Annotated in this window: 17 protein-coding genes and 1 pseudogene; 11 read left to right on the top strand and 7 right to left on the bottom strand. The window is 40.5% G+C overall.

Annotated features, from left to right (window positions below; genetic code table 11):
• Window positions 1-82: 82 nt before the first annotated feature.
• Both PNEUHYL_RS10830 and PNEUHYL_RS10825 read right to left on the bottom strand, forming a co-directional pair.
• On the bottom strand, window positions 83-676 hold the full coding sequence (locus PNEUHYL_RS10830) for an XTP/dITP diphosphatase (RefSeq protein ID WP_059368154.1): 594 nt from the start codon (window positions 674-676) through the stop codon (window positions 83-85).
• The gene (locus PNEUHYL_RS10825) at window positions 676-1,422 is read right to left on the bottom strand and encodes a 3-deoxy-D-manno-octulosonic acid kinase (protein ID WP_059368152.1); all 747 of its coding nucleotides are present in this window, start codon (window positions 1,420-1,422) and stop codon (window positions 676-678) included. The genes PNEUHYL_RS10830 and PNEUHYL_RS10825 overlap by 1 nt, the downstream gene beginning before the upstream one ends.
• A 76-nt stretch (window positions 1,423-1,498) precedes the next feature.
• On the opposite strand from PNEUHYL_RS10825, the gene PNEUHYL_RS10820 reads away from it, so the two are divergent.
• Window positions 1,499-2,542, top strand: coding sequence for a glycosyltransferase family 9 protein (locus PNEUHYL_RS10820; protein WP_059368150.1), 1,044 nt, complete (start codon window positions 1,499-1,501; stop codon window positions 2,540-2,542).
• A 50-nt stretch (window positions 2,543-2,592) separates the two neighbouring features.
• Here the strand turns inward: PNEUHYL_RS10820 and PNEUHYL_RS10815 are convergent, their stop codons facing one another.
• Window positions 2,593-2,937, bottom strand: a complete 345-nt coding sequence (locus PNEUHYL_RS10815; RefSeq protein WP_059368148.1) for a carboxymuconolactone decarboxylase family protein — start codon at window positions 2,935-2,937, stop codon at window positions 2,593-2,595.
• Between the two features lie 114 nt (window positions 2,938-3,051).
• On the opposite strand from PNEUHYL_RS10815, the gene PNEUHYL_RS10810 reads away from it, so the two are divergent.
• Together PNEUHYL_RS10810 and PNEUHYL_RS10805 are read left to right on the top strand one after the other, a co-directional pair.
• The gene (locus tag PNEUHYL_RS10810; RefSeq protein ID WP_059368146.1) at window positions 3,052-3,939 is read left to right on the top strand and encodes a cupin domain-containing protein; all 888 of its coding nucleotides are present in this window, start codon (window positions 3,052-3,054) and stop codon (window positions 3,937-3,939) included.
• Between the two features lie 77 nt (window positions 3,940-4,016).
• Window positions 4,017-5,867: an ABC transporter ATP-binding protein gene (locus PNEUHYL_RS10805; protein ID WP_059368144.1), complete on the top strand. Its 1,851-nt coding sequence runs from the start codon at window positions 4,017-4,019 to the stop codon at window positions 5,865-5,867.
• 61 nt (window positions 5,868-5,928) lie between these two features.
• Here the strand turns inward: PNEUHYL_RS10805 and PNEUHYL_RS10800 are convergent, their stop codons facing one another.
• The 3 genes from PNEUHYL_RS10800 to PNEUHYL_RS10790 all read right to left on the bottom strand — a co-directional run bounded on the left by PNEUHYL_RS10800 (window position 5,929) and on the right by PNEUHYL_RS10790 (window position 8,927).
• The gene (locus PNEUHYL_RS10800; protein ID WP_059368143.1) at window positions 5,929-7,314 is read right to left on the bottom strand and encodes a DASS family sodium-coupled anion symporter; all 1,386 of its coding nucleotides are present in this window, start codon (window positions 7,312-7,314) and stop codon (window positions 5,929-5,931) included.
• A 153-nt stretch (window positions 7,315-7,467) separates the two neighbouring features.
• On the bottom strand, window positions 7,468-7,968 hold the full coding sequence (gene rraA / locus PNEUHYL_RS10795) for a ribonuclease E activity regulator RraA (protein WP_059368140.1): 501 nt from the start codon (window positions 7,966-7,968) through the stop codon (window positions 7,468-7,470).
• A 47-nt stretch (window positions 7,969-8,015) separates the two neighbouring features.
• Window positions 8,016-8,927, bottom strand: a complete 912-nt coding sequence (locus PNEUHYL_RS10790; RefSeq protein WP_059368139.1) for a 1,4-dihydroxy-2-naphthoate polyprenyltransferase — start codon at window positions 8,925-8,927, stop codon at window positions 8,016-8,018.
• Between the two features lie 61 nt (window positions 8,928-8,988).
• On the opposite strand from PNEUHYL_RS10790, the gene tsaA reads away from it, so the two are divergent.
• Together tsaA and PNEUHYL_RS13795 are read left to right on the top strand one after the other, a co-directional pair.
• Entirely contained in the window at window positions 8,989-9,720 is a 732-nt protein-coding gene (tsaA, locus tag PNEUHYL_RS10785) for a tRNA (N6-threonylcarbamoyladenosine(37)-N6)-methyltransferase TrmO (protein WP_059368136.1), read from the top strand.
• A 34-nt stretch (window positions 9,721-9,754) separates the two neighbouring features.
• Window positions 9,755-10,171: pseudogene (locus tag PNEUHYL_RS13795) on the top strand (IS1595 family transposase); the annotation flags it as partial.
• Window positions 10,172-10,361: 190 nt separating this feature from the next.
• Here the strand turns inward: PNEUHYL_RS13795 and PNEUHYL_RS10780 are convergent.
• Window positions 10,362-11,414, bottom strand: coding sequence for a TrmH family RNA methyltransferase (locus PNEUHYL_RS10780; RefSeq protein WP_059368874.1), 1,053 nt, complete (start codon window positions 11,412-11,414; stop codon window positions 10,362-10,364).
• A gap of 149 nt (window positions 11,415-11,563) precedes the next feature.
• Here PNEUHYL_RS10780 and pssA point away from each other — a divergent pair, with 149 nt between their 5' ends.
• From pssA to PNEUHYL_RS10750, 6 genes are all read left to right on the top strand, one after another.
• Window positions 11,564-12,931 (top strand): CDP-diacylglycerol--serine O-phosphatidyltransferase, encoded by a 1,368-nt coding sequence (gene pssA, locus PNEUHYL_RS10775; protein ID WP_059368134.1) that lies wholly within the window; start codon window positions 11,564-11,566, stop codon window positions 12,929-12,931.
• 91 nt (window positions 12,932-13,022) lie between these two features.
• Window positions 13,023-14,114, top strand: coding sequence for a tRNA preQ1(34) S-adenosylmethionine ribosyltransferase-isomerase QueA (queA, locus tag PNEUHYL_RS10770; RefSeq protein WP_059368873.1), 1,092 nt, complete (start codon window positions 13,023-13,025; stop codon window positions 14,112-14,114).
• Window positions 14,115-14,235: 121 nt separating this feature from the next.
• Window positions 14,236-15,399 carry a tRNA guanosine(34) transglycosylase Tgt gene (gene tgt / locus PNEUHYL_RS10765; RefSeq protein WP_059368132.1) on the top strand — a complete coding sequence of 388 codons (1,164 nt, stop codon included), beginning with the start codon at window positions 14,236-14,238 and terminating at the stop codon, window positions 15,397-15,399.
• 57 nt (window positions 15,400-15,456) lie between these two features.
• Window positions 15,457-15,969, top strand: a complete 513-nt coding sequence (locus tag PNEUHYL_RS10760; RefSeq protein WP_059368130.1) for a hemerythrin domain-containing protein — start codon at window positions 15,457-15,459, stop codon at window positions 15,967-15,969.
• Between the two features lie 3 nt (window positions 15,970-15,972).
• Window positions 15,973-16,188 (top strand): sulfurtransferase TusA family protein, encoded by a 216-nt coding sequence (locus tag PNEUHYL_RS10755; protein ID WP_059368128.1) that lies wholly within the window; start codon window positions 15,973-15,975, stop codon window positions 16,186-16,188.
• 216 nt (window positions 16,189-16,404) lie between these two features.
• Entirely contained in the window at window positions 16,405-17,412 is a 1,008-nt protein-coding gene (locus PNEUHYL_RS10750; RefSeq protein ID WP_059368126.1) for a YeiH family protein, read from the top strand.
• Window positions 17,413-17,588 lie beyond the last annotated feature (176 nt).

Below are 17,588 nucleotides of genomic sequence, written 5' to 3'. Positions count from 1 at the left end.
ACGTAGAAGATAAAAATATTGACAAAAATGACCGCACTTTGGCGCTTAAAAGTGCGGTCATTTCTTTTCTTATTTTGTGATGTTATGCACTCAGTTTTGCTTTTAATTCTTGCAATGCACGTGCGCGGTGGGAGATTTTTTTCTTTTCGGCTGTTTCAAGTTCTGCAAAAGTGCAGCCTTGTTCAGGGCTGAAAAATAAGCTGTCGTAACCAAACCCATTTTCTCCTTTTTCCTCAAAACCAATGACACCATGGCATTCCCCTTCTGCAATAATGGGCGACGGATCCGCCGGGTGTTGTAATAATACAATACAGCTTACAAATTTTGCTTGGCGTTTTTCTTTCGAAACATTGGCAAGTTCTGCCAACAATTTTTGGCGATTTTTCGCATCATTCCCTTCTTCGCCGGCATAACGGGCGGAATATAAACCCGGTGCGCCGTTAAGCGCATTAACGACTAATCCCGAATCGTCCGCAATTGCTGGTAAACCTGATTTTTCTGCGGCATAACGGGCTTTCAATAACGCATTTTCCACAAAGGTCAAGCCCGTTTCTTCGGGGCTTTCAATGCCTAAATCCGTTTGAGCGATCACTTCAAAGCCAAGTGCTGCCAAGACATCAGCCATTTCCCTTACTTTGCCTTGGTTACCGGTAGCCAGTACAATTTTTTGCATGATTATTTATCCTTTTTGTTGAAATTTTGATGATAGCCGGACATTAGTTCCGCCCAGTTTTGTTCCGTAAATTGGATTTTCATTCTTTCGGTTTCTTTTGTAAAAGAGCGGTGCAAGCGGGTTAGGTTTTCTGTTTTCCAAAAACTCCCTGATTTTTCACCGCACTTATCAAAATCAAGTAGCCAACATTTTTGTTCCAATTCGGTCTGTTGAACAAGAATATTGTGAGCATTGAGATCCGTATGGCAAATTTGCAAATCGTGTAATTGACGAATTAGCCCGCCGATTTGTTGCCAAACCTCATCTGTTAGTTTTTGGGTTTGTAAAAGTGCGGTTAAATCCTGTGCATTTTCGATTTTTTCTGTGAGAATATCCGCCTGATAACAAAGACTAAATTGCCCTTTTTTTACCCGTGCGCCAATAGGTTTTGGAACGGGCAAACCGGCATCATGCAAGTGTTGCAGTAAATAAAATTCTGCGAAACTGCGCGTTTTAACCAGGCTTGAAAAATGATAACGATCTTTGTTGAAGTTCCCCCACAAGCCGCCTCGGTAATAATGGCGAAGTGCGCAATTTACACCAAACCAATCTTGGGTTGCCAAAAAATAAGTGGTTCCCCGCCCTTTTGCCGATCCTAAAATACGGTTTTGTGTTTGCCAAAATTGAGGGGTAAAAAAATCCTGTTGGAGAGTGAAAGTGTGGTCAAAATTAAAGATGAAAAATTGGTTATCTTGTTGGAACTCAAGCATTTGATTGGGTTGAATGATAGAAAATGTCTTCATTCTACTTTAAAATGTCGCTAATTTAAATGAGAAAGGAATGTCTATGACGCTTTTTACCAAAGCTCCAACATCAATCTGTATTCTTCGCCTGTCAGCGGTGGGGGATGTGTGTCATGCCCTTGCCGTAGTGCAACATATTCAGGCGTATTATCCTCAGACAAAAATAACTTGGATTGTAGGAAAAACGGAAGCGGCTTTGTTAGAAGGGATTCCGAATGTTACGCTCATTCCTTATGATAAGAAAAACGGTTGGAAGGGTATTTTTTCCTTATGGAGATTGCTTAACAATGAGCGTTTTGATGCGCTCTTGAATATGCAAACGGCATTTCGAGCGTCCATCCTTTCTTTAGGCATTAGGGCAAAATATAAAATCGGTTTTGGTCAAAAGCGTTCGCGTGAGGGACAATGGCTTTTTGTTAATCGCCGTGTGAACGATCCGATATCGCCTCATGTATTAGACGGTTTTATGGCATTTGCCGAATATATTGGCGTACCGCAAGGGAAACCCGTTTGGCATTTGCCCGTTTCAGCACAAGATCAGCAAGTTGCCATGCAATTTATTGATCCAACCCGCAAAAATTTAGTAATTTCCCCTTGTTCCAGTAAAGCGGAAAAAGATTGGCTGGTGGAGCGTTATGCAGAGGTGGCAAATAGAGCGCACCAACATAATGTGAACGTGATTTTTTGTAGTTCACCGGCAAAACGAGAGGTGGAAATGGTGGAAAAAATAACCGCACTTTGTGATTTTACGCCGACTAATGCGGCAGGAAAAACGAGCTTAAAACAACTTACAGCATTGATTGCCAATGTTGATCTTGTGCTTTCACCGGATTCCGGCCCGGCTCATATTGCCACAACACAGGGAACGCCGGTCATTGGATTGTATGCCTATCATAATCCATTGCGTACCGCCCCTTATTATAATCTGGAAAATGTGGTGTCTGTGTATGAAGAGAATGTGCAAAAAGAATTTGGCAAACCTTCTTCCGAATTACCTTGGGCGACAAAGTTAAAAGGGAAAAATTTGATGGCGGAAATTCAAGTGAAAGAGGTGATTGCCCAGATGGAAAAATTGAATTTGTGGTAATAAAAAGGCGTTCATTGAACGCCGATATAGTATGAATAATTTTAGAAAAATTATTCTCCTTTTTGTACATTAAACGCTTCTAATGCACGCAAGGAATAGGTATAAGCCGCACCGGCATTGAGTGCGATAGACATTGCCAATGCGGCAGAAACTTCGGCTTCGGTCGCACCGGCTTTTACCGCTTCTTCCGCATGAACGCTAATGCAGCTTTCACAACGTGTAGTGACCGCTACAGCAAGGGCAATTAATTCACGGGTTTTGGCATCAAGTACATTACCTTCAGCCGCTGCTGCACCTAATGCTTGATAGGCTTGTAACATTTTCGGATGTTTTTTGCCAAGTTCGCCAAATGATTTTTTTACGTGTGACGTGTGTTCTTTCCAATCTGTAAACATTGTATTTTCTCCTAAAATAAATTGATGTCTCAATGAATTGATGGCGAAAATTATAAACAAATGACATAGGTAAACTTGTCAAATTAGCTCAATTTCTATGGTTAAAATCTCAATATGGATTATTTAGATAAACTTATTCGCTTGGCACAAGTTCGTGGCGAGATCAATATTCGCTGTCAATTTCAGGGCAATTGGCTGGTTTCGCATGACGAACGGGCGGATAGCAAAGGCATTTTTCATTTAATTGAAGAAGGCGAATGTTGGCTGACATTGGGCGAAATACGATTTCATTTGAAACAGGGCGATATCTTTTTTCTGCCACAAAATCGACCGCACTTGATGCAACATTTGACAGAAAAAATGGACTTGTCGGCGTTAAATAAAGTGCAGCAAGGCACATTTGTACTCCATCAAATCGGGCAAGGCACGCCAAATCTGAAAATGTTTTGCGGCACGTTTTATTATCAAAAAAATGCACTATTGACAGCATCACTGCCCCCTTATTTACATTTGAATTTGAATGACACGCCGATTCATCCGCTGATACGGCTTTTCTTACAGGAAGCTGCACAACAGGAAAGCGGTAATCAATCCGTGATTGATGCTTTGGCAAATGTATTGTTCATTTATATTTTGCGCCACGCCTTGAGTGTTGGATTGATTGGGCAAGGTATTTTATTTGCGTTGCAGGATAAGCGGCTCAATGCTGTATTGATGAAACTTTTGCAATCGCCCGAACAAGATTGGCATGTTGAACGGCTTGCTGAACTTGCCTCGATGTCGCGGTCGAATTTTATTCGCGTATTTCAGCAACAAGTCGGTATGTCGCCAGGGAAATTCCTCACTAAAGTGCGGTTAGATTTGGCGGCGTTTTTGTTAAAACAAACCCAACAATCTATTTTGTCGATAGCCCTAGATGTGGGATATCAATCGGAAGCGCATTTTAGCAAAGCATTTAAGTTGGCGTATACGCTTTCGCCGAGCCAATATCGTAAGCTATAAATTGAGGAATTTTTACGCTATAATGCTTAGGTTTTGAAGGCAACCTATGTTGCCTTTTGTTTTTTTAAGGAAATCTTATGTTCGATAAAATTTTTTCATGGTTTGAAAACCGTTTGAATCCTTATCCGGAAAGCAATCCGACAACACCGGAGAAAGGGCTGTTCCGTTTTATTTGGTCAAGTATTGACGGGATGAAAGGCTGGATTTTCTTGCTGGCGATTTTAACCGTTGGTACTGGCATAATGGAAGCATTACTATTCCAATTTATGGGCTTGCTCGTGGATTGGCTTGGCGCTTATACGCCAGCGACCTTGTGGCAAGAAAAAGGGCATTTGCTTATTGGCATGGCAGCGCTGCTTTTGTTAAGTATTGTGTGGTCTTTTATTGGCGTAAATGTTCGGCTACAAACCTTGCAAGGGGTATTCCCGATGCGGCTACGTTGGAATTTCCATCGTTTAATGTTGGGACAAAGTTTGAGTTTTTACCAAGATGAATTTGCTGGTCGTGTTTCCGCAAAAGTGATGCAAACCGCCCTTGCGGTGCGTGATACGGTAATGACTATCGCGGATATGCTGGTTTATGTCGCCGTGTATTTTATCACCTCAGGTTTGGTATTAGCTGCGTTAGATATTTGGTTCTTGTTGCCTTTTGCGGTTTGGATTTTCCTCTTTGTTGCGATCTTGAAGTTGCTCATTCCCCGTTTGGCGAAAACGGCTGAACGTCAAGCGGATGCTCGTTCCCTGATGACCGGAAGGGTAACCGATGCTTATTCCAATATTGCGACAGTAAAATTATTCTCTCACGGTTCACGTGAAGCGTCATATGCAAAGCGATCAATGGAAGAATTTATGGTGACGGTACACGCACAAATGCGTTTAGCCAGTTCCCTTGATACCTTAACTTATGCAAGCAATATTTTCTTAACCTTAACCACCGCGGTGTTAGGTGTCATTTTATGGCAACAGGGGCAAGTCGGCGTAGGCGCAATTGCGACAGCGACTGCAATGGCATTGCGGGTGAATGGATTGTCCCGTTGGATTATGTGGGAATCGGCACGTTTATTTGAGAATATTGGTACCGTAAATGATGGTATGGCGACACTGACCAAGCCACACACGATTGTGGATAAGCCGAATTGTCCGCCGTTACAGGTGAAACAAGGGGAAATTAAATTTAATGATATTACCTTTGCGTATGATCCGACAAAACCGCTATTAACGCATTTTAATCTCACCATCAAACAGGGCGAAAAAGTCGGGTTAATCGGGCGTTCTGGCGCAGGTAAATCGACTATTGTTAATCTCTTACTGCGTTTTTATGAGGCACAGCATGGTACGATTACCATTGACGGACAAAATGTCTTGGATGTACAACAAGAAAGTTTGCGTAGTCAAATTGGTTTGGTGACACAAGATACCTCGCTATTACATCGTTCCGTACGTGATAATATTATTTATGGTCGCCCAACTGCAACGGATGACGAAATGAAGTGGGCGGCAGAGCGGGCTGAAGCGGCGGATTTCATTCCATTCTTGACAGATGCACAAGGAAGAAAAGGCTATGATGCGCATGTGGGCGAGCGCGGAGTTAAACTTTCCGGTGGTCAGCGTCAGCGTATTGCGATTGCCCGTGTAATGTTGAAAGATGCGCCGATTCTGTTACTTGATGAAGCAACCAGTGCATTGGATTCCGAAGTCGAAGTGGCGATTCAAGAAAGCCTTGATAAGATGATGGAAAATAAAACGGTTATTGCGATTGCCCATCGTTTATCGACGATTGCGGCAATGGATCGTTTAATCGTGTTGGATAAAGGTCAAATTGTGGAGCAAGGGACACACAGCGAATTGCTTGAACAAAACGGATTGTATGCAAAACTTTGGAAACACCAAAGTGGTGGCTTTTTAAGTAGTCATGAACATTTAGATTAAAACAGAAAAAAAACGACCGCACTTTGATAAAGGGCGGTCGTTTTTTTATAGTATTTTTGTATTAGTTAAGCCAGAAGATATAAGCAAATGTTGCGATGACAAAAACGCATACAATGTTTAATACTACACCGGCACGCACCATTTCGCTTTGTTTGACTTGACCGCTACCAAACACAATAGCATTTGGTGGGGTTGCCACCGGCAGCATAAATGCACAGGATGCGCCTAATCCGATAATTAATGCAAGACCAATTTCTGGAACGCCCAAGGATTGAGCTATAGAAATAAAGATAGGCACGAGCAATGCGGCACTGGCAGTATTAGATGTAAATTCCGTTAAGAAAATGATAAAGGTTGCGACTAATAAACCAATTAAATAATAATGTTGCCCTTGCACTAAGAAGACAATACCATCGGCGAGAATTTTACTTGCGCCGGAATCTTTCAAAACCGCACTTAATGTTAAACCACCGCCAAAGAGCATTAATACGCCCCAATCGGTATTTTCTTGGATTTGTTTCCAACTTGCCACACCTGTTGCACAGATAATAATCGCCGCAAGCAAGGCGACAACACTGTCAAAGCTCGCAATGTTTTTTGTTAAACCCAACAAGCCTGAAATAAACGGATTGATCTTGCTGCTAAACACCCAACATAGTGCGATAAACACGAAGATACTCAGCGTTAAAATCCGTTGTGGATTCATCTCAATTTTTTCAAAAGATTGTTCAAAACGGTGACTAAGTTTAGGTCTGAATACAATGAAAAGGGTACCAATCATTAAAGGCAATAAGATTAACATAATCGGCAAGCCGTACCAGAGCCAATCTGAGAAAGTGAGATGTAAGTTACTTGCAACAATCGCATTCGGCGGACTACCGACCAAGGTTCCCATGCCACCAATACTTGCACTATAAGCGATCCCTAATAAGACGAACACATAAGTATTATGTTCTTTTTCATTATCCATATTGCTTAAAATACCCATTGCAAGCGGTAACATCATGGCTGCGGTGGCGGTATTACTCATCCACATTGAAAGGAAAGCAGTGATCAAAAAGAGGTAAATTACCGCAACAAAAAGATTACCTTTAGCAAGCGCCATAATTTTATTGGCAATCATTTTATCCAGTTTTTGCATATGCAACGCCGTAGCTAATGCAAACCCGCCAAAGAATAGGAAAATAGTGGGATCGGAAAAAGTAGCAAGAGCCTGTTTTGTGGTAACCAGATCTAATGCGATTCCCAATAAGGGAACAAGTAATGCGGTAATGGTTACATGCAACGCTTCACTCAACCAAAGTACTGCAATGAACCCTAATAATGCAAGCCCTGCATTTTCTTTAGGCGAAAAGGGTAAAAATTTTAATAGAACAAAAAATAGCACAATATCTGCAACGAATATAATGCCGTTTTTATGTAGTTTAAGTGAAGATGTTGTGCTCATAAAATTCCCCTACATTTTTGTAAACCAAATGAACGAAATAATGTTAAAGGAATGTCATCAACTTGCAACGAGCAAAATTCAAAAGTGTGATCAAGTGCAAAAAATTTAAACAAAAAAAGTGCGGTTATTTTGACCGCACTTGAAAAATTTTATTTACTCTTCCTCGAAATCTTTTAGATCAAGAGGTTCTTGGGAAAGAATAACACCGGTAAGATCGGCGTAAATATAATCTTCAGGGAAAAAAGTTACGCCGCCAAAATTTACGGGAATATCGGTTTCACCAATATTATTTTGATCGGCTCCGACCGGAATCGGTGCAAGGGCATGAATACCGATATCAATATTTTCAAGCTGCTGAATTTGGCGAATCGCACCATAAACAATAATGCCTTCCCAGCCGTTATCGGCGGCTAGTTGGGCCAGTTCGGCATCCACTAAGCCTCGACGCACAGCACCGCCGCCGTCCACAACCAATACACGCCCTTCGCCGTTTTCTTCCAATACTTCAGCGATGAGTCCATTATTTTCAAAGCATTTCACTGTTGTGACTTTACCATAAAAATGATTTACGCCGCCAAAACTTGAAAAAATCGGTTCTACTACATCCACTTGATCTGCATAAAGATCGCAAAGTTCTGAAGTATCAATAAACATAAATTTCCCCTATTAAAATCCTGAGATCGTGCTTAGTATATGCTGATTTAGCCGATAAGCAAGCCCAAACTAAAAAGCAAGTTGATGAATAATGAAATCATTGACATCTGGGCAAGCATTGGACGTAAAGCACTCGGCTCTTGGCTATGATAGACAAAAATGGCGTGTTTTGTAAGAACCGGAAAGGCCAATAAGAATAAATAATTCACCCAAGAAGTGGCGGTCGCAATCGTGAAAATCAAGTAACATAATGCGGCAATACCTAATAAAACACAGTGATAAACACGCCCTTTATATGCTCCTAAACGTACCGCTAAAGTATTTTTACCGGCTTTGGCATCTTGCTCTATATCACGTAAGTTGTTTATGTTTAATACGGCACTGGCTAATAAACCTGAACCGATAGCCGGTAGGAGAATTTTGCTGTCAATACTATGTGTTTGCAAATAATAGGTTCCGCCTACACCAAGTAAACCAAAAAACAGTAAAACGGAAATATCGCCCAATCCCATATAACCATAGGGTTTGGTTCCCACTGTATAGGTAATGGCGGCAATAATGGCTAAAATGCCTAGTCCTGCAAAGGTGAGTAAATCGGAGAGATTTTCGTAAGCGATACCGATCAACAAACTGCCGGAAATAAAGCTTGCCACTACCATTGAAATTAACCCCCATTTCAATTCACTGGCTGAAATTTCCCCTTTTTGAATACCGCGCAATGGCCCGATACGTTCTTTGGTGTCCGCTCCTTTTTGATGATCTCCGTAATCATTGGCGAAATTTGAGAGAACCTGTAATAAAATCGTGGTGAGTAAACAAAGTGCCATCACCAAGTTATTAAATTTTTCCGGATTTGCCCAGTAGCCTAAAGCCGAACCGGTGAAGATTGAGGCTAATGCTAAGGGTAAGGTTTTCGGGCGGGCTGTTTCCCACCACATTTTCAATTTTTCATTTGTCATTTTTTTTGACCGCACTTTTGATTACAATGAGTGACGTATTCTACCTTAATCTCAAGTATTTATGAATGATTTAACCTTATCGCCCATTGCGATTATTCACTCGCCTTATAAAGAGAAATTTTCTGTCCCGCGCCAACCTGACTTAGTGCAGGATGGCGTTGGAATTGTGGAATTGCTCCCACCTTATAATTCACCGGAAGCAGTGCGCGGTTTGGAAAAATTTAGCCATCTTTGGTTGATTTTTCAGTTTGATCAAATTCCTCAAGGTAAATGGCAACCTACCGTACGGCCGCCACGTTTAGGCGGAAATCAACGGGTCGGCGTGTTTGCTTCGCGAGCGACCCATCGTCCAAATCCATTGGGCTTGTCAAAAGTGGTATTGCGAAAAGTAGAATGTATTCACGGTAAAGTCTTTTTACATTTAGGTTCGGTGGATTTGGTAGATGGCACGCCGATTTTCGATATTAAACCTTACATTGCCTACGCTGATAGCGAACCTGATGCTCAATCAGGCTTTGCACAAGAAAAGCCTGCGCAAAAACTTCAGGTAGAATTTTCGGAACAAGCACAAAGTGCGGTCAAAAAACTCGAACAAAAACGACCGCACTTAATGCGTTTTATTCGTGAAGTTATCGAACAGGATCCACGACCGGCTTATCAACAAGGTAAACCGAGTGAGCGTATTTATGGTATTAGCCTTTATGAATTTAATGTAAAGTGGAAGATTAAAGCGGGGACAGTGGATGTTGTCGAAATATTGGATATTGAAAAAACATGGGGCAGTCATAGATAACTGACAAATTCCTCACTTAAGATAAAATATTCTAATGAGAAAAACTCTTCTAAGTCAGCATGAATCACAGAAACTCATCGAGCTTTTCGTAGTTGGTGTAACTACTCGTGTAGTTTTAGCTTGTGAATATAAATAAAACTACCACAGCATGCTATTTTCATCTTTTATAATTACTTATCTATCAAAGTAGCTCACATATTGAAATATTTGAGGGGAAAATTGAAGCCGATGAAAGGTTATTGGTGGTACGGGCAATGGTAAATGTGGGCGTGGGGCTGTAGGCAAAGTCGTAGTATTCGGGTTTCTCAAGCACAATGACATTGTCGTACTAAATACACAATCGGGCTTATTACCGATTATTCGAGAAAAGATTAATACTTACAGTATTGTTTACACTGATACTTATCGTAGTTATGATGTAAGTGAATTTAGTCACTTAATTAAGCATACTCTTATATGTTCTTTGGTATTCTTCTTTTGAAGTATCAAATGCATGGATATTAATTTTGCTCCATCTTCTATATGAAACACATAAGTTCTAGCCACCAACCTAATATAATAACTTAGTGTCTTTTTCAAAATAAAAGGCTGATAATTCAGCCTTTAAACAATGAAAAAAACGACCGCACTTTAGGCTGTTTTTACTTTGAAAAATACCATTTCGACAACAGAATGCCACTGTTTACCGCAATATTTAAGCCATTTTTTAATGGGCTACTTAAAGATAAACGAACATTTACATCCGGTCTTTCGGATAAATCTAACGTGCCGCTTTCACTGAATAAAAATGCGACTTTTTTATTAAATTGAACCGAATCAAGAGGCGTCCCCTCTTTGTCTTGCGCAACATGTATCACTTGGTACCCGCTTTGGCGAAGTTGTTGTAATGCGGATTCAATATCTAAACATTCTAATAAACGGATATATTCCGCGCCACCTTCCGCAACACGCATAGCCGCCGCAGAATATAGATTATCGGCATTATTGGTTACGACATTCTTCACCCCATAAAATGCACAGGTACGCAGTACTCCGCCAATATTTTGAGCATTATCTACATTGTCTAACAGCACTAAACAATCTTCCTCGTGCGGAATATCCAAATAGCCTTGCAACATGAACGGGCGTTGTTTTTTCACTAACATACAAATACCGCCGTGATGCGGCGTACCGCTCACAAGGGATAATTCGTCATTATCTACCACGTGGTACACTTTTTTGTTTGCCGCTAAATAACTGAACATTTCACCGATTTTATGCGACATCTGCACCGTTGCCCAAACACGAACAATACTTTCCGGACGATTATTAAATAACGCTAAACAGGCATTTTCACCATAGACTTTCATTTCTTCCGCCCGATTTTTCTTAATTTTTTCCGGTGCGCGGGGGGAAAGTGCGCCGGTTTTCTTTTCTTTTGGTTTGTATGCTGTCCCCGTGCTTTTCACCAAAACTTTGACATTACCTTGTGCTCTGCCACTTTTATTTAAAGAAAGCTCAGCAACACGTGGCTCACGGACTTCTTGTTGAAAACGAGGTTGTTTTTTTCCCTCACTATGTTTTTTATCAAAGTGCGGTCGATTTTCACGATGTTTTTGCTCATTAAAACGTGGAGAAACATCGCGTTCAGAACGTTGTTCTTGGAAAGATTTACGGGGATTGGTTTGAAAAGTCGGCTTGCGGGAATTGTTCATAAAAGGATACTCAAGAAAAAAATTGGATAATAATTCGCCAAAAAATGTCAAATTTTGTGAGCATTATAACGAAAAAAAACCTTTTTTCTATCAATCCATCGGAGAAATATTGTAAACTAGCCCATTCCTAGAGAATACAGAGACAAATTATGTTAATCAATAAATTAAAACGAGCAGAACAAAATCTCACAAATCTGCCTTTTTTGCCTTTAGAAAAAACGCAAGTGGAATTTTTGTTTAGTCCGACTGAATTTAAAACTCAGATTATTGAATTAATTAGAAATGCCCAAAAACGTATTTATGTAACCGCACTTTACTGGCAAAAAGATGAAGCGGGGCAAGAAATTCTTGATGAAATTTATCGTATAAAACAAGAACAGCCTGATTTAGACATTAAAATCCTTGTGGATTGGCATCGTGGTCAGCGCAATTTATTGGGCGCGGAAAAATCGGCGACCAATGCCGATTGGTATGTGGAACAGCGTCAAACCTATCAACTTTCAGAGGATCCGAATATATTTTTCGGCGTGCCGATTAATACCCGTGAAGTGTTCGGCGTTTTACATATCAAGGGATTTATTTTTGATGATACGGTGCTTTATAGTGGCGCGAGTATCAACAACGTGTACTTACAACAAGACGGTAAATACCGCTACGATCGCTATCAAAAAATCACGAATGCAGAATTAGCCGATTCAATGGTAAGTTTTATTAATGAGCATTTATTAGACCTGAATGCCGTTCATCCGCTTGATGTGGCAAATCGTCCCCGTACCAAAGAAATTCGCTCGGCTATTCGCGCTTATCGTAAAAATTTAGCCAGTCATGCGGAATATAGTTTGGAAAGTGCGGTCGGTTTTTCCGATATTTTAAGTGTTTCGCCATTATTTGGTTTAGGTGCGTCAGGCAATGAATTAAACCAAATCATTGAAGATTTATTTTTACAAGTTCAAGAAAATTTGGTGGTTTGTACACCTTATTTTAATTTTCCCCGTCCCCTGCAAGTTAAAATTGCCCGTTTACTGGAAGAAGGGAAGAAAATCGAAATTATCGTAGGTGACAAAGTAGCAAACGATTTTTATATTCCACCGGAACAACCTTTCAAAATGGCGGGCGCCTTACCTTATTTATATGAAAGTAATCTCCGTCATTTTTGTGAAAAATTCCAGCAAGACATTGAACAGGGTCGATTAACAATCCGTTTATGGAAAGACGGCGATAACACATACCACTTAAAAGGGGTGTGGGTGGATAATCGCTACATTTTACTGACCGGTAATAACTTAAATCCGCGCGCTTGGCGTTTAGATGCGGAAAATGGTTTGTTGATTCACGATCCGAAACAAGAATTACGTGATCAAGTTGAGAAAGAATTAAATCATATTCGTCAGCATACCACCGTATTAAGCCATTATGCCGAATTGGAAGAACTGTCTCAGTACCCTGAGCCGGTTCAAAAATTACTGAAAAAGTTTGCCCGAGTTAAAGCGGATAAATTAGTAAAAATGATTCTTTAATATGATAGAGGGGAAATAGTGAATATTTCCCCTTGAGCTTACCAATCATTCCAACTAGACTACCCCATCTTTTTATCAACCCAATATGATTATGCGTGTTTCAGATTTCCACTTTGATTTACCCGATGAACTTATCGCCCGTTATCCCAAAAAAGATCGCTCTTCTTGTCGCTTATTGACGTTAAATGGCGAAAACGGTGAAATTTCTCACCGCACTTTCACCGATGTATTTGATCTTATTGATGCCGGCGATTTGTTAATTTTTAATAATACCCGTGTTATTCCTGCGCGAATGTTTGGACGCAAAGCCAGTGGCGGAAAAATTGAAGTGCTGGTTGAACGTATGCTGGATGAACACCGCTTTCTCGCTCACATTCGCTCCTCAAGATCGCCTAAGGAAGGCACCGAATTATTTTTAGGGGAAGATAAACTGGGCGAAAATAAAGGTATTCAAGCGGTGATGATTGCACGTCACGATACACTTTTTGAAGTCGAATTAACCGATAAATCCACCGCACTTTTAACGGTGTTGCAACAAATAGGCCATATGCCATTACCGCCTTATATTGATCGCCCCGATGAGGAGGAGGATCAAGAATGCTATCAAACGGTTTATAACAAAGTTCCCGGTGCGGTGGCGGCACCGACAGCCGGTTTGCATTTTGATGATGAACTATTGGCAAAGCTTCAAGCCAAAGGTGTCAATTTTGAATTTGTGACGCTCCATGTGGGGGCAGGCACATTTCAACCCGTACGGGTGGAAAATATTGAAGATCACATTATGCATGCGGAATATGTAGAGCTTTCGCAGGAAGTGTGCAATGCGATTATTGAAACCAAAAAAGCCGGAAAACGTGTTATTGCGGTAGGAACAACCTCCGTTCGTTCCATTGAAACCGCCGCTTTATCCGCAGAGGAAAACGGCAATCCGGATTTAATCGAGCCTTATTTTTCCGATACCTCAATTTTCATTTATCCCGGTAAAAAATTCCGTGTGGTGGATGTGTTAATCACTAATTTCCATTTACCGGAAAGTTCATTAATTATGCTGGTTTCCGCCTTTGCCGGTTTTACCCACACAATGAACGCCTACAAAAGTGCGGTCGAAAATCGCTACCGTTTTTTCAGTTACGGCGATGCTATGTTTATTACAAAAAATACCCGGGTGAAGGGATTGGAATAAGCCGTTTGACTTAAATAAAAGCAACACCTACAATACCGGGCTACCCAAAGAATGAAGCCTGTTTGCGCAAACAGGCTTTTTTACTGATATCTTCGAACTGTTTATTCGTTGAGGAAATAAAATGAAATATGAATTAGATAAAACAAGCGGTAACGCACGCCGTGGTCGGTTAGTATTTGAACGCCCACAGGGTACGTTTAAAGTGGAAACCCCCGCATTTATGCCGGTGGGTACCTATGGCACGGTGAAAGGCATGACCCCTGAGGAAGTTCGGGCAACGGGGGCTGAAATTTTACTTGGCAATACCTTCCATTTATGGCTACGCCCCGGACCGGAAGTGATGCGTAAACACGGTGATTTACACGATTTTATGCAGTGGCATCGTCCTATTTTGACGGATAGTGGCGGTTTCCAAGTATTTAGCCTTGGTAAATTACGCAAAATCACAGAGGAAGGCGTAAAATTCCAAAACCCGATTAATGGTGAACGAATCTTCCTTTCACCGGAAAAATCTATGGAAATTCAATACGATCTCGGTTCGGATATTGTGATGATTTTCGATGAATGTACCCCTTATCCGGCAACCTTTGACTATGCCAAAAAATCTATGGAAATGTCTCTTCGCTGGGCAAAACGCAGTCGTGATCGCTTTGATGAACTTGGCAATAAAAATGCACTTTTCGGTATCATTCAAGGGGGCGTATTTGAAGAATTGCGTAAAATTTCGTTGGAAGGCTTAGTCAATATTGGCTTTGACGGTTATGCTGTGGGAGGGTTAGCCGTGGGTGAACCAAAAGAAGATATGCACCGTATTTTGGAATACATTTGCCCGCAAATTCCTGCCGACAAACCGCGCTATTTAATGGGCGTAGGAAAACCGGAGGATTTAGTAGAAGGCGTTCGCCGCGGCATTGATATGTTTGATTGCGTCATGCCGACCCGTAATGCCCGTAACGGCCATTTGTTTGTCACGGATGGTATTGTAAAAATCCGCAATGCCAAATATCGTGATGACACCACTCCGCTTGATCCTCATTGTGATTGCTACACCTGTAAAAATTACACGAAAGCCTATTTATATCATTTAGATAAATGTGGTGAGATTTTAGGCGCACGCTTAAATACGATCCACAATCTACGTTATTATCAGCGTTTAATGGCGGAAATTCGTCAAGCTATCGAAGAGGATCGCTTTGATGATTTTGTGACTGAATTTTATACCAGAATGGGAAAACCGATTCCCCCATTGCAACTTGATACCACGCCATCACCACAATCCGAATAGGGCAGTAAAAGTGCGGTCAAAAATGACCGCACTTTTCACACAAAAAGAAGGAAAATTATGCAAATTCTTGAACCTCAGCAATTCGCCACTTGGAATGAACCCATCGACATGCTTTATGCCTGCCATGGTAAGGTCAAACGTTTTTGTCATCAGCTTAGTCTATTACCCGACTATTTAGAAAAGAACGGCATAAATCAAGCAGTACTGAACGACATAAAAATTATTTTGCAGTATTTTAATCAAGCCGCACCGCTTCACCATGATGATGAAGAAAAAGATTTTTTTCCTGCATTAATGGCTAAACGACCGGAAACGAAATCAAAAGTAGCGGAGCTGGAACGCCAACATCTTGATTTACATAAAAATTGGTTTGAACTTTCTAAACAATTAGAAGCATTAATCGCACAAAAAACCGATAAAATAGATTCGGCACTCATTCAACGATTCATCTCGGGCTACGCTAACCATATTGCTATTGAAGAACCTCTTTTTGAGCTGGGTAAACAATACTTGTCTGAAACTGAGTTAAATGCAATTGGCCAAGTTATGTCGAAACGGCGTCATCCTTGATTTATGGATTATCAACTTGATACGCGAAATTATCGCTGCCCCTTGCCATTGCTGATGATAAAAAAAGCGCTGGCAACCCTCACGGAAAATGACAGCTTACTGCTGCTCATTTCAACGGAGACCGATATTAAGGATATTGAGCTAGTGTGTAAAACCTTAAATTGTTTTTGCCAACCAAATGGAGATCATTCCTTTATTCTTCGCAAGTGTTCAAAATAAGCTTATCCATAGAGAATTTTATAAAAACATTCATACAACGTTTAGCCACCTTTGATTACCGCATAAGCAAAAGATGAACACATCTCATTCTGTGCTTTATTTTGTTTCAATTACTCTAATTGAGTAACACCCATCGACTAAAATAACTATAATTAGTTTTACTTATAAATTAAATTCGCTATTGTAGTGTGATTTTAAGCTAACGAGAGAATCGTAATGAAAAATTTAAACTTAATTTGGGGCTTGCTTTTAGTACTAGTGATTACTGCGATCGCTTTTTTAATTGGCCATAGTGAAGTCATGATGACATTAAATATCAGCACATTAACATTGGCGATTGTCATTGGTATTCTATGCGGCAATACGTTTTACCCTAAAGTCGAACATGTTACCCATCTCGGCGTGGCCTTTGCTAAAGGAAAATTGCTCCGCCTCGGCATTATTTTGTACGGTTTTAGAATTACATTACAAGATATCGGGCAAGTGGGAGTGAATGCCGTAGTAGCCGATGCCATTATGTTGATATTGACATTTATAATAACCTGTTGGATTGGCATTAAGATCTTAAAAGTTGATAAACAGATCGTTTTTCTTACCGGTGCCGGATGCAGTATTTGTGGTGCGGCGGCAATCATTGCGAGCGAACCTGTTGTAAGAGCCCCCTCTTATAAAGTGTCTGTTGCCGTTGCTTTAATCGTTATTTTCGGCACGATTGCTATGTTTCTATATCCTATTCTTTACCCTATTTTGATTGACTATATTAACCCTCATCAGTTTGGCATTTATATTGGATCTTCTGTGCACGAGGTCGCCCAAGTCTATGCGGCAGGAAGTAATATTAATCCTGTTGTTGCCGATATTGCCGTGGTGTCAAAAATGATACGGGTGATGATGCTTGCGCCTTTTTTACTCGTCTTATCTTATTTTTTACACAAAGATGAGAAACAAAATCACGCAATTTCAATTCCTTACTTTGCGCTGATATTTATTCTCGTTGCCGTATTTAATTCTTTTAACCTACTACCTACCGAATGGGTCGCCTTATTAGTTCAAATTGATACGATTTTGTTAATGGCTGCCATGGCGGGACTTGGTCTAACAACGAATCTGAGTACGATAAAACAAGCCGGGTTAAAACCACTTTTATTAGGTTTATTTGTTTTTATATGGTTAGTTGTTGGTGGATTTGGCATTAACTTACTGCTTTATCACTTATTAGGCTAAGCGAGGAAAATTTTTGCGGAATTTACCATTTGTAATAAATTCATGATGTACTTAAGCAAACAAGGTGCTATAAATAGATATTTCCTAACCACTTGAAAATGGCGAAAAATTTAGGGAGAATCTACTTCAGTGCTTTGAGTCGTTGTAATTCAATACGTAACTTATAACAAATTCAG

Origin of the sequence: Rodentibacter caecimuris, from assembly GCF_001019715.1 — a bacterium.
Classification (GTDB): Bacteria; Pseudomonadota; Gammaproteobacteria; order Enterobacterales; family Pasteurellaceae; genus Rodentibacter; species Rodentibacter caecimuris.
This window is presented reverse-complemented; position numbering and strand designations above follow the sequence as displayed.